This window comes from Bacillus cereus group sp. MS39 (assembly GCF_040448665.1).
Taxonomy (GTDB): domain Bacteria; phylum Bacillota; class Bacilli; order Bacillales; family Bacillaceae_G; genus Bacillus_A; species Bacillus_A wiedmannii.
In genome coordinates this window covers 4,643,458-4,657,934 of record NZ_CP123058.1, presented here as the reverse complement: position 1 = coordinate 4,657,934, position 14,477 = coordinate 4,643,458, and the positions used below count along the sequence as shown (strand labels likewise).

Sequence of the window (14,477 nt, the reverse complement as noted above, 5' to 3'; positions counted from 1 at the left end):
GATGGGATGAGGCGTCTCTATATAGAAGAAAGTAGGATGGATATTTTTTTGTTTTTTTTTAAAAAACACTTGTTATTTAAAAATCATGATGGTATATTAATAAACGTCGCTGATGCGGAAACGCAGAAAACGACAAAAAAGAAATTTTAAAACGTAGTTGACATCAAAAAACGAAGATGTTAATATGATGAAGTCGCTTTTGGAGTGGCAGACAAGTTCTTTGAAAACTGAACGAAACAAACAACGTGAAACGTCAATTTTTATTTTTAGATGCTAGACAAACTAACTTTATTGGAGAGTTTGATCCTGGCTCAGGATGAACGCTGGCGGCGTGCCTAATACATGCAAGTCGAGCGAATGGATTGAGAGCTTGCTCTCAAGAAGTTAGCGGCGGACGGGTGAGTAACACGTGGGTAACCTGCCCATAAGACTGGGATAACTCCGGGAAACCGGGGCTAATACCGGATAACATTTTGAACTGCATGGTTCGAAATTGAAAGGCGGCTTCGGCTGTCACTTATGGATGGACCCGCGTCGCATTAGCTAGTTGGTGAGGTAACGGCTCACCAAGGCAACGATGCGTAGCCGACCTGAGAGGGTGATCGGCCACACTGGGACTGAGACACGGCCCAGACTCCTACGGGAGGCAGCAGTAGGGAATCTTCCGCAATGGACGAAAGTCTGACGGAGCAACGCCGCGTGAGTGATGAAGGCTTTCGGGTCGTAAAACTCTGTTGTTAGGGAAGAACAAGTGCTAGTTGAATAAGCTGGCACCTTGACGGTACCTAACCAGAAAGCCACGGCTAACTACGTGCCAGCAGCCGCGGTAATACGTAGGTGGCAAGCGTTATCCGGAATTATTGGGCGTAAAGCGCGCGCAGGTGGTTTCTTAAGTCTGATGTGAAAGCCCACGGCTCAACCGTGGAGGGTCATTGGAAACTGGGAGACTTGAGTGCAGAAGAGGAAAGTGGAATTCCATGTGTAGCGGTGAAATGCGTAGAGATATGGAGGAACACCAGTGGCGAAGGCGACTTTCTGGTCTGTAACTGACACTGAGGCGCGAAAGCGTGGGGAGCAAACAGGATTAGATACCCTGGTAGTCCACGCCGTAAACGATGAGTGCTAAGTGTTAGAGGGTTTCCGCCCTTTAGTGCTGAAGTTAACGCATTAAGCACTCCGCCTGGGGAGTACGGCCGCAAGGCTGAAACTCAAAGGAATTGACGGGGGCCCGCACAAGCGGTGGAGCATGTGGTTTAATTCGAAGCAACGCGAAGAACCTTACCAGGTCTTGACATCCTCTGAAAACCCTAGAGATAGGGCTTCTCCTTCGGGAGCAGAGTGACAGGTGGTGCATGGTTGTCGTCAGCTCGTGTCGTGAGATGTTGGGTTAAGTCCCGCAACGAGCGCAACCCTTGATCTTAGTTGCCATCATTAAGTTGGGCACTCTAAGGTGACTGCCGGTGACAAACCGGAGGAAGGTGGGGATGACGTCAAATCATCATGCCCCTTATGACCTGGGCTACACACGTGCTACAATGGACGGTACAAAGAGCTGCAAGACCGCGAGGTGGAGCTAATCTCATAAAACCGTTCTCAGTTCGGATTGTAGGCTGCAACTCGCCTACATGAAGCTGGAATCGCTAGTAATCGCGGATCAGCATGCCGCGGTGAATACGTTCCCGGGCCTTGTACACACCGCCCGTCACACCACGAGAGTTTGTAACACCCGAAGTCGGTGGGGTAACCTTTATGGAGCCAGCCGCCTAAGGTGGGACAGATGATTGGGGTGAAGTCGTAACAAGGTAGCCGTATCGGAAGGTGCGGCTGGATCACCTCCTTTCTATGGAGAATTGATGAACGCTGTTCATCAATATAAGTTTCCGTGTTTCGTTTTGTTCAGTTTTGAGAGAACTATCTCTCATATATAAATGTATGTTCTTTGAAAACTAGATAACAGTGTAGCTCATATTTTTTTAATTTTAGTTTGGTTAAGTTAGAAAGGGCGCACGGTGGATGCCTTGACACTAGGAGTCGATGAAGGACGGGACTAACGCCGATATGCTTCGGGGAGCTGTAAGTAAGCTTTGATCCGAAGATTTCCGAATGGGGAAACCCACCATACGTAATGGTATGGTATCCTTACCTGAATACATAGGGTAAGGAAGACAGACCCAGGGAACTGAAACATCTAAGTACCTGGAGGAAGAGAAAGCAAATGCGATTTCCTGAGTAGCGGCGAGCGAAACGGAACATAGCCCAAACCAAGAGGCTTGCCTCTTGGGGTTGTAGGACATTCTATACGGAGTTACAAAGGAACGAGGTAGACGAAGCGACCTGGAAAGGTCCGTCGTAGAGGGTAACAACCCCGTAGTCGAAACTTCGTTCTCTCTTGAATGTATCCTGAGTACGGCGGAACACGTGAAATTCCGTCGGAATCTGGGAGGACCATCTCCCAAGGCTAAATACTCCCTAGTGATCGATAGTGAACCAGTACCGTGAGGGAAAGGTGAAAAGCACCCCGGAAGGGGAGTGAAAGAGATCCTGAAACCGTGTGCCTACAAATAGTCAGAGCCCGTTAATGGGTGATGGCGTGCCTTTTGTAGAATGAACCGGCGAGTTACGATCCCGTGCGAGGTTAAGCTGAAGAGGCGGAGCCGCAGCGAAAGCGAGTCTGAATAGGGCGTTTAGTACGTGGTCGTAGACCCGAAACCAGGTGATCTACCCATGTCCAGGGTGAAGTTCAGGTAACACTGAATGGAGGCCCGAACCCACGCACGTTGAAAAGTGCGGGGATGAGGTGTGGGTAGCGGAGAAATTCCAATCGAACCTGGAGATAGCTGGTTCTCCCCGAAATAGCTTTAGGGCTAGCCTTAAGTGTAAGAGTCTTGGAGGTAGAGCACTGATTGAACTAGGGGTCCTCATCGGATTACCGAATTCAGTCAAACTCCGAATGCCAATGACTTATCCTTAGGAGTCAGACTGCGAGTGATAAGATCCGTAGTCAAGAGGGAAACAGCCCAGATCGCCAGCTAAGGTCCCAAAGTGTGTATTAAGTGGAAAAGGATGTGGAGTTGCTTAGACAACTAGGATGTTGGCTTAGAAGCAGCCACCATTTAAAGAGTGCGTAATAGCTCACTAGTCGAGTGACTCTGCGCCGAAAATGTACCGGGGCTAAATACACCACCGAAGCTGCGAATTGATACCAATGGTATCAGTGGTAGGGGAGCGTTCTAAGTGCAGTGAAGTCAGACCGGAAGGACTGGTGGAGCGCTTAGAAGTGAGAATGCCGGTATGAGTAGCGAAAGACGGGTGAGAATCCCGTCCACCGAATGCCTAAGGTTTCCTGAGGAAGGCTCGTCCGCTCAGGGTTAGTCAGGACCTAAGCCGAGGCCGACAGGCGTAGGCGATGGACAACAGGTTGATATTCCTGTACCACCTCTTTATCGTTTGAGCAATGGAGGGACGCAGAAGGATAGAAGAAGCGTGCGATTGGTTGTGCACGTCCAAGCAGTTAGGCTGATAAGTAGGCAAATCCGCTTATCGTGAAGGCTGAGCTGTGATGGGGAAGCTCCTTATGGAGCGAAGTCTTTGATTCCCCGCTGCCAAGAAAAGCTTCTAGCGAGATAAAAGGTGCCTGTACCGCAAACCGACACAGGTAGGCGAGGAGAGAATCCTAAGGTGTGCGAGAGAACTCTGGTTAAGGAACTCGGCAAAATGACCCCGTAACTTCGGGAGAAGGGGTGCTTTCTTAACGGAAAGCCGCAGTGAATAGGCCCAAGCGACTGTTTAGCAAAAACACAGGTCTCTGCGAAGCCGTAAGGCGAAGTATAGGGGCTGACACCTGCCCGGTGCTGGAAGGTTAAGGAGAGGGGTTAGCGTAAGCGAAGCTCTGAACTGAAGCCCCAGTAAACGGCGGCCGTAACTATAACGGTCCTAAGGTAGCGAAATTCCTTGTCGGGTAAGTTCCGACCCGCACGAAAGGTGTAACGATTTGGGCACTGTCTCAACCAGAGACTCGGTGAAATTATAGTACCTGTGAAGATGCAGGTTACCCGCGACAGGACGGAAAGACCCCGTGGAGCTTTACTGTAGCCTGATATTGAATTTTGGTACATTTTGTACAGGATAGGCGGGAGCCATTGAAACCGGAGCGCTAGCTTCGGTGGAGGCGCTGGTGGGATACCGCCCTGAATGTATTGAAATTCTAACCTACGGGTCTTATCGACCCGGGAGACAGTGTCAGGTGGGCAGTTTGACTGGGGCGGTCGCCTCCTAAAGTGTAACGGAGGCGCCCAAAGGTTCCCTCAGAATGGTTGGAAATCATTCGTAGAGTGCAAAGGCATAAGGGAGCTTGACTGCGAGACCTACAAGTCGAGCAGGGACGAAAGTCGGGCTTAGTGATCCGGTGGTTCCGCATGGAAGGGCCATCGCTCAACGGATAAAAGCTACCCCGGGGATAACAGGCTTATCTCCCCCAAGAGTCCACATCGACGGGGAGGTTTGGCACCTCGATGTCGGCTCATCGCATCCTGGGGCTGTAGTCGGTCCCAAGGGTTGGGCTGTTCGCCCATTAAAGCGGTACGCGAGCTGGGTTCAGAACGTCGTGAGACAGTTCGGTCCCTATCCGTCGTGGGCGTAGGAAATTTGAGAGGAGCTGTCCTTAGTACGAGAGGACCGGGATGGACGCACCGCTGGTGTACCAGTTGTTCTGCCAAGGGCATAGCTGGGTAGCTATGTGCGGAAGGGATAAGTGCTGAAAGCATCTAAGCATGAAGCCCCCCTCAAGATGAGATTTCCCATAGCGTAAGCTAGTAAGATCCCTGAAAGATGATCAGGTTGATAGGTTCGAGGTGGAAGCATGGTGACATGTGGAGCTGACGAATACTAATAGATCGAGGACTTAACCATATAATATGAAGCAATGTTATCTAGTTTTGAAAGAATATAAAAAACTTGTTGACTTTAAAAGTTAAATAAGTTAAAATGATTCTTGTCTTAAATGAATATAGTCTGGTAATGATGGCAGAGAGGTCACACCCGTTCCCATACCGAACACGGAAGTTAAGCTCTCTAGCGCCGATGGTAGTTGGGACCTTGTCCCTGTGAGAGTAGGACGTTGCCAGGCAAAATGGAGGATTAGCTCAGCTGGGAGAGCACCTGCCTTACAAGCAGGGGGTCGGCGGTTCGATCCCGTCATCCTCCACCATATATGTCGGAGGGGTAGCGAAGTGGCTAAACGCGGCGGACTGTAAATCCGCTCCTTCGGGTTCGGCAGTTCGAATCTGCCCCCCTCCACCATTCTTAATTAATGGGCTATAGCCAAGCGGTAAGGCAACGGACTTTGACTCCGTCATGCGCTGGTTCGAATCCAGCTAGCCCAGCCATTAAGAGCCATTAGCTCAGTTGGTAGAGCATCTGACTTTTAATCAGAGGGTCGAAGGTTCGAATCCTTCATGGCTCACCATTTTAACAAAATATGCGGGTGTGGCGGAATTGGCAGACGCACTAGACTTAGGATCTAGCGCCTTTGGCGTGGGGGTTCGACTCCCTTCACCCGCACTTTTAATAAAATAACTCAAACATGTCTTGCGGAAGTAGTTCAGTGGTAGAATACAACCTTGCCAAGGTTGGGGTCGCGGGTTCGAATCCCGTCTTCCGCTCCAATTTTCAATATGACATGCCGGGGTGGCGGAACAGGCAGACGCACAGGACTTAAAATCCTGCGGTGGGTGACCACCGTGCGGGTTCGACCCCCGCCCTCGGCACCATATGCGCCCGTAGCTCAATTGGATAGAGCGTTTGACTACGGATCAAGAGGTTAGGGGTTCGACTCCTCTCGGGCGCGCTTTTATTAACGGGAAGTGGCTCAGCTTGGTAGAGCACCTGGTTTGGGACCAGGGGGTCGCAGGTTCAAATCCTGTCTTCCCGATATTCCCAAAAACATGGGGCCTTAGCTCAGCTGGGAGAGCGCCTGCCTTGCACGCAGGAGGTCAGCGGTTCGATCCCGCTAGGCTCCACTTTATTTATTATATTTCTCGGAGGTATACCCAAGTTCGGCTGAAGGGATCGGTCTTGAAAACCGACAGGCGGTGAGAATCGCGCGGGGGTTCGAATCCCTCTACCTCCTCCATTTTCTTTTTAAATGGTTTAGATACATATAATAATAAAATTTTTATTTTTTCCTTCATGGAGGTATACCCAAGTTCGGCTGAAGGGATCGGTCTTGAAAACCGACAGGCGGCGAGAGTCGCGCGGGGGTTCGAATCCCTCTACCTCCTCCATTTTTTTAAAAAACATTATATTGTCGCGGGGTGGAGCAGCACGGTAGCTCGTCGGGCTCATAACCCGAAGGTCGCAGGTTCAAATCCTGTCCCCGCAACCAAATGGTCCCGTGGTGTAGTGGTTAACATGCCTGCCTGTCACGCAGGAGATCGCCGGTTCGACCCCGGTCGGGACCGCCATTTATGTTGGCTCGGTAGCTCAGTCGGTAGAGCAGAGGACTGAAAATCCTCGTGTCGGCGGTTCGATTCCGTCCCGAGCCACCATTTTTTTATGCCGACTTAGCTCAATTGGTAGAGCAACTGACTTGTAATCAGTAGGTTGGGGGTTCAAGTCCTCTAGTCGGCATCCTTTAGGGGCATAGTTTAAAGGTAGAACTGAGGTCTCCAAAACCTCCAGTGTGGGTTCGATTCCTACTGCCCCTGTAAAAGTGTATGGGCCTATAGCTCAGCTGGTTAGAGCGCACGCCTGATAAGCGTGAGGTCGATGGTTCGAGTCCATTTAGGCCCACCATATATTATTCCGCAGTAGCTCAGTGGTAGAGCTATCGGCTGTTAACCGATCGGTCGTAGGTTCGAGTCCTACCTGCGGAGCCATGGCCCGTTGGTCAAGTGGTTAAGACACCGCCCTTTCACGGCGGTAACACGGGTTCGAATCCCGTACGGGTCATAAAAAAAGAGTCAGCAATATGCTGGCTCTTTTTTATTTTGTGGAATCCTCCTTTATCAACTGATTTTCCTGAAATAAATAAAGGGATTTAGGAAAAGCTATGGTATGTATAAAAAGGAGGAGACAAAAATGACACGAGTGAGAGACTTTATGAGTACTCATGTTGTACATTGCACACCGCTAGACAATGTATATGAGGCTGCTGTAAAGATGAAAGAAGAATCGATTGGATTGATTCCAGTTGTTGAAAATGAGCAAGTTGTTGGGCTTGTTACGGACCGAGATTTAGTTGTTCGTGGGATTGCTGAGAAACATCCTGGATCTAATAAAATTACAAATGTAATGACAACAAACATTGTTTCAGTTTCTCCAGATGATTCTATTGAAAAAGCTACAGAGTTAATGGCACAGTATCAAATTAGACGATTACCAGTAGTTGAGGGTGGTCAACTCGTTGGGATGCTAGCACTAGGCGATTTAGCTATAAGAGAATTGGCAGATGATCAAGCGGGATTCGCTTTAAGTGAAATCTCGGAGCATACGGAATGAAGAGAGATTTTTATTAGTGGGATAAGTTACGTATAAAAATCAGATGCATTATTCTAGTATATATGGATTAAACTAATATGTTAGCATGATGTATCTGAGACATTATATAATAAATATATGGTTAGTAATTTCGACATTTTTTTTTGAATTTGTCATTCTTAATTTTTAATAAGAGAAAAAATGATATACTGATAGATATAAGCATTATGAAAGATTTCGAATATAACAATATTCATCGTTAATGATGTGATAATGGATTAATATTTCCTATGTAGACAAAAGGGAAGGGGAATTATATGAGGGCTGTACAGCGCGATCCAAATTGGAATTTGGTTACAGATACATATATAGAACCAAATAATTTCGCTGAATTATTTTCTTTGCTTGTACCTTGTCATCCAAAAGGCGAAGGGAAAGAACGAACTATATTAGTGTGGAAAGAAAAAGAATTTTATAAAGAAGAAAATTTAGCGGCATTTATCGTATATGGAATGGATAAAGTAAAGAATTTGCCGCAGTTTCATAAAGATGAAATTCCAACTCTAGTACGTATTCTTCGCTTATGCCAAGAGATTGGTTGGTATGAAGAAGCAAATACTTTTATGATAACTCAGGGACTTGCTGAGTTTGTTCACACTTCATTGGAATATGAAACGTGGGATCTTTTGACGCAAGCGGTTGCTTTAAACTATTTAATTATTAAATATCGTATTGGTGAATTGACTGATGGGGATGTAGAAATTTGGGATAGGGTTAAATTTAATGAGAAATGTATAACGGATTGTAAACATCTATTATCTCATAAAGAAGTATTAGAATTTACATTCTTTTATATGTGTAAGAGAGCTAAATTACTATCAAAAGAGCAATTAAATAGTGATATGATGAGCCTAGCGATGTATTGTAATACGTTTGTGTATGACTTATACACACATGACTTATTACGAAAATATCATAAGTGTACAGACTTCCTATCATATTATGGACCTAGTCAAGCGGTGTTAGCTTGTCAAAGAGCTGTACTTTCTCAAATTTCAGATCGATTAGACCCATTGAAAACTACTCATGTAGATGATTATTTATATGTAATGAAAGAAATGATGGAGCATATGACGATAGGAATAATGGATCGATATGATCATTTTATCGGGAAGTTATTATCATATGTGCCATTTTTCGAAATGATTCAAGTTCCACAACATGCATATTATTGTGAAGAATTGCTGTATATTTGTAAGGGCATTGAATATAAAGAAGAAATATTACGCAATTATATATTTATACAATTACATGATTGTTTACCATCATTCTTTAAACTATTTCTTAAAAATAAGCGTTATGCAACAATTCATGATATTCTGTTCTATTGGTGTGATGATGAACAAAGAATGAGCTTAGAGAAAAAATATAATCTTAGCTTTATTTATGAAAAATATGCTTGTGGATAAAAAGCATTTTCTATATAAAAAATTTATATAAATTAAAAAGGATCTCAAGTTTATGTGAGATCCTTTTTTTATTAGTAAAGCAAGGAGAACGCAATTAAGACGAGAAATAACATTCCATAAAGGAGAAATTGTGCCGTATTACTTCCTTGTATACCAAAAAAAGTATTTATTTTTGTGTATAAATTCAATATATATTTTAGCGGATTATCTTTGAAAGATCGGTACACAGTGTCTCCTCTTTCTAAGCTTTTTGTTCGTGTTTTTTGTTAGTAGGGACATGAATGTATCTAGCTATGAATAATAAAACAGCCATAAAGAATACAGGAAATACGGTAGATAAATAAAAACCAATACTAATAATATTTGTTATTAGGGCACTTAATAGAAAGATGGCATTATATATATGGGCAATTTTTTGTTTTAGTTGTACTTGAAAGGATTCCATCATAATTTCTAAAGCCACAAAAGCAATGATAATAGATAAAAATACAGTGTTTGTATTGTAAATGATTAAACAACAGATTAAACCTAAAAAGGCTAAATATTCAATTAAGAGAGGTATATTGATATTGCGTTGCATACAATTTACCTAACTAAATATGGCAGTGGGTTTACTGCATTTGTTTTTTCAAAATTCCATTCTCCATTGTGTAACTCAAAATGAAGATGTTGCCCGTATGAATGACCTGTGTTGCCCATATGACCTACTAATTGTCCAGCTTGTACTTGATCACCAGCTTGTACAGTGCGATCTTTCATGTGAGCATAGACTGTCGTATATAATTTCCCGTTTATTTGATGGGCGATGAACACAACATTGCCATAGCTAGCTGAATAATATGATTTCACAACTTTACCTGCCGCCGCCGCCTGGATAGAGACATTACCTTGAGCTGCAATATCTATACCATAATGCATTTGTTCCCAGCGTATATCAAAGGTTGAGCTAATTCTTCCTTGAGTAGGGAATTTGAAAACTGCTGGAATGGAAGTAGTTTGAGCCGTTTGAGCTTGTGATTGATTTTGCATCACATAATGTTTTGCTACGTATCCGTATCCTGTGCCAAAACGAATTTTATACCAAGTTCCTACAGTTTCCACTACTTGTATTTGTGTACCATTTTGTAATGAACCAAGTAGTGCACTACTTGTACTAGCGTTGCCACGTACATTAAGTTTAGGTGTTGCAACTGTGTATTTCGTATTATTTTGAACTGTGATGCCTTTTACTAAAGGTTGTGAACCATTAGACACGAATGCTTTTTGTACGTAACCTGTTTTGCCATTATGTAAAATTTTATACCACTCGCCTTGTTCTTCTTGAATGGTAACGAATTTTCCATTTGGTAATACATCTAAAATTGAAGATTCTAAATTAGGTTCAGAACGAACGTTTAATGCATTGGCATTAACGATGTATTGATTATTAGATTGAAGTTTGTTTTTTAGTAGAATAGCATCTTTTTGTACGTAACCTACTTTATTATTAACAGATACTTTATACCAGCCATTAGTTGTTTCAAGTATGTTTACTTTCGTATTAAAGCGAATTGTATCAATTGATGAGCTATTTGCGTTATCTTTTGTATGTAAGGCTACTTGATCGACTTTGACATATCCAGTTTTCACATTAGATAATTGTTCAGCGTTGGCTGTTTGTACATTTGTTTCTCCCATAGAAGGAAGTAAAGAGGCAATTGCGACAGTAGTTGCTGTTAAAGCAGTAGCTTTCATATTCATATAATAGAGACCTCCTCTAGTTGTATAGTTGTAATTTTATTATAGTATAAAGATATAATATAGTGGGTGTATTCACATAAATGTAATATGAAATCAATATAAAAATAAATTTTTTGAGGATAATGATTCCTTTTTATCTAATTAATTAGGATAATAATTTCTAACATAGAATATAAGTATTATATAGTTTTGTTATTTTGTTGACAATTGAGAAAATTAAAATAGTTGATGATGTCTTATTACGGTGTTATACTGACAGTGTTAATTTCATAGTTTGCTAGGAGAGCTGGTGTTGCCAGCTGAGAGTAGGCCGTAAGCCTTTGATCCTTTTCATTACCTGATCTAGATTATGCTAGCGTAGGGAAGCAATACGGACACTAATAATGAGTCCCCGTTTCTTTGCGTATAGAAACGGGGCTTTTTTGTTTGAAAATTTCATATTGAAACCACTAGGGGTGCTTGTTGTGCTGAGAGAGGAATAATCCTTAACCCTTACAGACCTGATCTAGGTAATACTAGCGAAGGGAAGTGGAGCAACGAATAAATTATAATTTTATTTGCTGTAACCACTTCTTATTTAGAAGTGGTTTTTTATTTAGATATATAAATTGAAAGGGGATAGCGAAATGAAATTTTGCGATAGATTATTAGAAACTGTACAACCAGTTTGGGAGATGAGTCATAATCATCCGTTTGTAGTAGGTATGGGAGATGGCACATTAGAAAAAGATAAGTTTCAGTATTATATTATTCAAGATTATTTATATTTGTTAGATTATGCAAAGCTATATGCGATTGGTGTTGTAAAAGCAACGAATCCACAAGTAATGGGGAAATTTGCTGAACAAATTGATGGCATATTAAATGGAGAAATGACGATCCATAAACAATATGCAAAAAGACTTGGTATTTCTATAGAGGAGATAGAATCTGCAAAACCATCTGCTAAAAATTTAGCCTATACAAATTACATGATGTCTGTATCTCAAAATGGCACACTTGCGGAATTAATAGCAGCACTTCTTCCATGTATGTGGAGCTACTGGGAAATTGGAAAGCGTTTAAACGATATTCCTGGAGCAAGAGATCATGAGTTCTTTGGTGAGTGGATTCAAGGATATAGTTCGGAAGAATACGGTAGCCTTTGTATTTGGTTAATCGATTTATTAAATGAAATGGCAGTTGGAAAGTCTGACAAAGAGCTAGATCGATTAGAGGAGATATTCCTATATTCCAGTCGATTTGAATATTTATTCTGGGATATGTCCTATCGTAAGGAGATGTGGGGATTTGAGGAGCAAGAACATACTACAGTTTCATAATGTTTCTTTTCATTATGATGAGAAGCCAATCATCAATGAATTAAATGCTTCTATACAAGATAAAGAGTTTGTAAGTATTATTGGACCGAGTGGATGCGGCAAAAGTACTCTATTTCGCCTTATTACAGGTTTAGAAGAAGCAAGTACGGGACAGATAGAGCTGACAGAAATAAAGAGCCATCCTGTAGGGTATATGCCCCAAAAAGATATGCTCCTGCCATGGAGAACGATTATTGAGAATGCTGCCCTACCGCTAGAGTGCCAAGGTGTACAGAAGAAAGAAGCACAAATAAAGGCAAAGGAACTGTTACATAAATTTGGCTTACAAGGGTATGAGACAAAATATCCGAAAGATTTATCTGGTGGTATGAGACAACGCGTATCTTTTATTCGAACTTTATTAACAGGCGGGGAGATATTGTTGTTAGATGAACCGTTTAGCGCGTTGGACGCTTTAACGAAGGCATCTTTGCAAGAATGGCTGTTTGAACAATGGAAAGAGTGGGAAAAAACAATTTTATTTATCACTCATGATGTGGAAGAAGCGTTGTTTCTTTCTAATCGAATTTTAGTAGTAGAGCAGCAACCGATAACTACTTTAACCGAGAGGGTCGTACCACTTGAACGTAATCGAACAAGAAAAGATTTATATAAGCCTGAAGTGTTAGCGCTTAAAGATGAGCTTCTTAGTATGTTACAAAGGCAGGTACTCGTATGATGAACCGGTTGAAGGAGCTATTACCTGCCCTTACACTTACTAGTATTTTACTTGCCTTTTGGGAAGTAGGCGCAAGAATCGTAGACGAAATGTACATTTTACCGTCACCGTCTGCAATTGTGATGAAGATCTGGAAACTAAAAGATATATTATTTACGGTTCATTTGCCGGCAACCTTATCCGTCGTTTTAATAGGGGTGGCTATTTCTATCGTACTTGGGGTAGGGCTAGCGATGTTAATGAATGCGAGTAATTGGATGGAGAGAGCATTTTATCCACTATTAGTTGCCTCACAAACGATTCCGATTACAGCGCTTGCTCCGCTCTTTGTTTTATGGTTTGGATATACGATCTGGAGTAAGGTTGTTGTTACTGTTTTAATTACGTTTTTCCCAATTGCGGTCAATACGTATGATGGACTACGCAGTACGAAAAAAGAATGGGAGGAGCTATTAGTTACGTATGGGGCAACGAAAAAAGATGTTTTTCTTAAATTAAAATTGCCGTCTGCTCTTCCTTATTTTTTCTCAGCTTTAAAAATTGCAGTTCCGCTTAGTGTAATTGGGGCAGCAATCGGTGAATGGCTCGGTGCACAAGCTGGGCTTGGATATTTCAGTAAAAGAATGATGACGCAGTTAGACGGAGCAGGTGTATTTGCACCCATTGTATTGTTATCATTATTAGCTATTTTCTTCGTCATACTTATCTCAGTATTAGAAAAGAAATTTATTAGTTGGAGGAAGTATTCATGAAATTTTTAAAACGCATCTTTGTGTTGACATTATTAGTTGCAATGATTACTGGATGTTCTAGTAATTCTGCATCAGATAAGAATAAAAAAGAAAAAGAAATAACGGTCATGCTTGATTGGTACCCAAATGCGGTACATAGCTTTATTTATGCGGCGATTGAAAAAGGCTACTTTAAAGAAGAAGGAGTAAAGGTGAATATTAAATTCCCTTCCAATCCGACTGACCCATTAACTTTAGCAGCTGCAGGAAAAGTAACGGTTGGCTTATATTATCAGCCAGACGTTGTCATGGCAAAAGCAAATGAACAAATTCCAGTGAAATCAATTGGAGCTATCGTACGTTCACCATTAAATCATGTTGTATCGCTGAAATCAGCAGGTATTCAATCGCCAAAAGATTTAGAGGGGAAAACAGTTGGCTATTCTGGAACACCTTTAAGTGAGATGTATTTAAAAACGATGGTAAAAGAAGCTGGTGGTAATCCAGATACAGTGAAAGTAGTCGATGTTGGCTTTGATTTAGTACCGGCACTAATTACGAAAAAAGTGGATGCGGTAACAGGGGCATATATTAACCATGAAGTACCTGTTATGCGTCATGAAGGTCATGAACCAGCATACTTTAATCCAGCTGATTACGGTGTACCAAACTATCATGAGCTTGTATTGGTAACAGGTGATAAAACGTTGAAAAAAGATAAAGAAGCGTTGCAAGCCTTCTTACGTGGTACGAAAAAAGGCTATGATTTCATGAAGAAAAATCCGGATGAAGCATTAAATATTTTATTAAATCATCAAGAAAAAGAAAACTTCCCGCTTGTACCAGAAGTTGAAAAAGAAAGTATGAAAATTTTATTAGAGAAGATGGAAACGAAAGATGAGCCATTCTTATCGGATTCAAAAGAGTCATGGGAGAAACAAAATAAATGGCTGAAAGATAAAGGAATGACGAAAGAAATCATTCCGGCTGAGGAATTATTCGAAAACATTTTAAAGTAGGC

The 14,477-nt window shown here is 42.2% G+C and carries 8 protein-coding genes, 20 tRNA genes, 3 rRNA genes and 2 riboswitches; of the genes, 29 read left to right on the top strand and 2 right to left on the bottom strand.

Translation table 11 applies throughout. The features are described from left to right. Positions 1–288: 288 nt before the first annotated feature. From QEP67_RS24300 to QEP67_RS24180, 25 genes are all read left to right on the top strand, one after another. Positions 289–1,840: ribosomal RNA gene (locus tag QEP67_RS24300) — 16S ribosomal RNA — on the top strand. A gap of 146 nt (positions 1,841–1,986) precedes the next feature. Continuing rightward, positions 1,987–4,908: ribosomal RNA gene (locus QEP67_RS24295) — 23S ribosomal RNA — on the top strand. A gap of 101 nt (positions 4,909–5,009) precedes the next feature. Continuing rightward, positions 5,010–5,125, top strand: a 5S ribosomal RNA gene (gene rrf / locus QEP67_RS24290). The 16S, 23S and 5S rRNA genes sit together here with 20 tRNA genes alongside, the layout of an rRNA operon. 5 nt (positions 5,126–5,130) lie before the next feature. Next, a tRNA-Val gene (locus QEP67_RS24285) sits at positions 5,131–5,206 on the top strand. An 8-nt stretch (positions 5,207–5,214) separates the two neighbouring features. Further along, positions 5,215–5,298, top strand: a tRNA-Tyr gene (locus QEP67_RS24280). A gap of 11 nt (positions 5,299–5,309) precedes the next feature. Then, a tRNA-Gln gene (locus QEP67_RS24275) sits at positions 5,310–5,384 on the top strand. Between the two features lie 4 nt (positions 5,385–5,388). Further along, a tRNA-Lys gene (locus QEP67_RS24270) sits at positions 5,389–5,464 on the top strand. A 14-nt stretch (positions 5,465–5,478) separates the two neighbouring features. After that, positions 5,479–5,559, top strand: a tRNA-Leu gene (locus tag QEP67_RS24265). Between the two features lie 29 nt (positions 5,560–5,588). Continuing rightward, a tRNA-Gly gene (locus tag QEP67_RS24260) sits at positions 5,589–5,663 on the top strand. A 16-nt stretch (positions 5,664–5,679) separates the two neighbouring features. After that, positions 5,680–5,768: transfer RNA gene (locus tag QEP67_RS24255), tRNA-Leu, on the top strand. A 3-nt stretch (positions 5,769–5,771) separates the two neighbouring features. Further along, a tRNA-Arg gene (locus tag QEP67_RS24250) sits at positions 5,772–5,845 on the top strand. Positions 5,846–5,855: 10 nt separating this feature from the next. Further along, positions 5,856–5,929 (top strand) — tRNA-Pro (locus tag QEP67_RS24245). 15 nt (positions 5,930–5,944) lie between these two features. After that, a tRNA-Ala gene (locus QEP67_RS24240) sits at positions 5,945–6,017 on the top strand. 20 nt (positions 6,018–6,037) lie between these two features. Beyond that, positions 6,038–6,130 (top strand) — tRNA-Ser (locus QEP67_RS24235). 58 nt (positions 6,131–6,188) lie between these two features. Further along, a tRNA-Ser gene (locus QEP67_RS24230) sits at positions 6,189–6,281 on the top strand. A 24-nt stretch (positions 6,282–6,305) separates the two neighbouring features. Further along, positions 6,306–6,382: transfer RNA gene (locus QEP67_RS24225), tRNA-Met, on the top strand. 3 nt (positions 6,383–6,385) lie between these two features. After that, positions 6,386–6,461 (top strand) — tRNA-Asp (locus QEP67_RS24220). 8 nt (positions 6,462–6,469) lie between these two features. After that, positions 6,470–6,545 (top strand) — tRNA-Phe (locus QEP67_RS24215). A gap of 9 nt (positions 6,546–6,554) precedes the next feature. Beyond that, positions 6,555–6,627: transfer RNA gene (locus tag QEP67_RS24210), tRNA-Thr, on the top strand. A 6-nt stretch (positions 6,628–6,633) separates the two neighbouring features. Further along, positions 6,634–6,704, top strand: a tRNA-Trp gene (locus QEP67_RS24205). Positions 6,705–6,715: 11 nt separating this feature from the next. Then, positions 6,716–6,792 (top strand) — tRNA-Ile (locus tag QEP67_RS24200). A gap of 8 nt (positions 6,793–6,800) precedes the next feature. Further along, positions 6,801–6,875: transfer RNA gene (locus QEP67_RS24195), tRNA-Asn, on the top strand. A gap of 1 nt (position 6,876) precedes the next feature. Continuing rightward, positions 6,877–6,948, top strand: a tRNA-Glu gene (locus tag QEP67_RS24190). Positions 6,949–7,077: 129 nt separating this feature from the next. Further along, complete coding sequence (locus QEP67_RS24185) at positions 7,078–7,497, top strand: CBS domain-containing protein (protein WP_000199000.1); 420 nt, start codon at positions 7,078–7,080, stop codon at positions 7,495–7,497. Positions 7,498–7,793: 296 nt separating this feature from the next. Next, on the top strand, positions 7,794–8,945 hold the full coding sequence (locus QEP67_RS24180; protein WP_001203048.1) for a DUF3965 domain-containing protein: 1,152 nt from the start codon (positions 7,794–7,796) through the stop codon (positions 8,943–8,945). 241 nt (positions 8,946–9,186) lie between these two features. Here the strand turns inward: QEP67_RS24180 and QEP67_RS24175 are convergent, their stop codons facing one another. After that, on the bottom strand, positions 9,187–9,525 hold the full coding sequence (locus tag QEP67_RS24175; protein ID WP_001189485.1) for a hypothetical protein: 339 nt from the start codon (positions 9,523–9,525) through the stop codon (positions 9,187–9,189). 5 nt (positions 9,526–9,530) lie between these two features. After that, a complete protein-coding gene (locus tag QEP67_RS24170; protein WP_048545817.1) occupies positions 9,531–10,685 on the bottom strand; it encodes an SH3 domain-containing protein in 1,155 nt (384 codons plus the stop codon). Between the two features lie 269 nt (positions 10,686–10,954). Beyond that, a riboswitch (TPP riboswitch) is annotated at positions 10,955–11,066 on the top strand. A gap of 60 nt (positions 11,067–11,126) precedes the next feature. Beyond that, positions 11,127–11,229, top strand: a riboswitch (TPP riboswitch). An 82-nt stretch (positions 11,230–11,311) separates the two neighbouring features. Between QEP67_RS24170 and tenA the strand changes: the two genes are divergently transcribed. Genes tenA through QEP67_RS24150 form a run of 4 tightly spaced genes read left to right on the top strand, consistent with a single transcriptional unit; the run spans position 11,312 to position 14,475 of the window. After that, complete coding sequence (tenA, locus tag QEP67_RS24165) at positions 11,312–12,007, top strand: thiaminase II (RefSeq protein WP_000666832.1); 696 nt, start codon at positions 11,312–11,314, stop codon at positions 12,005–12,007. Then, complete coding sequence (locus tag QEP67_RS24160; RefSeq protein WP_151035280.1) at positions 11,976–12,725, top strand: ABC transporter ATP-binding protein; 750 nt, start codon at positions 11,976–11,978, stop codon at positions 12,723–12,725. Before tenA ends, QEP67_RS24160 begins: the two co-directional genes overlap by 32 nt. Further along, the gene (locus QEP67_RS24155; RefSeq protein ID WP_033658907.1) at positions 12,725–13,477 is read left to right on the top strand and encodes an ABC transporter permease; all 753 of its coding nucleotides are present in this window, start codon (positions 12,725–12,727) and stop codon (positions 13,475–13,477) included. The genes QEP67_RS24160 and QEP67_RS24155 overlap by 1 nt, the downstream gene beginning before the upstream one ends. Continuing rightward, positions 13,474–14,475, top strand: coding sequence for an ABC transporter substrate-binding protein (locus tag QEP67_RS24150; protein WP_000670445.1), 1,002 nt, complete (start codon positions 13,474–13,476; stop codon positions 14,473–14,475). Before QEP67_RS24155 ends, QEP67_RS24150 begins: the two co-directional genes overlap by 4 nt. Positions 14,476–14,477 lie beyond the last annotated feature (2 nt).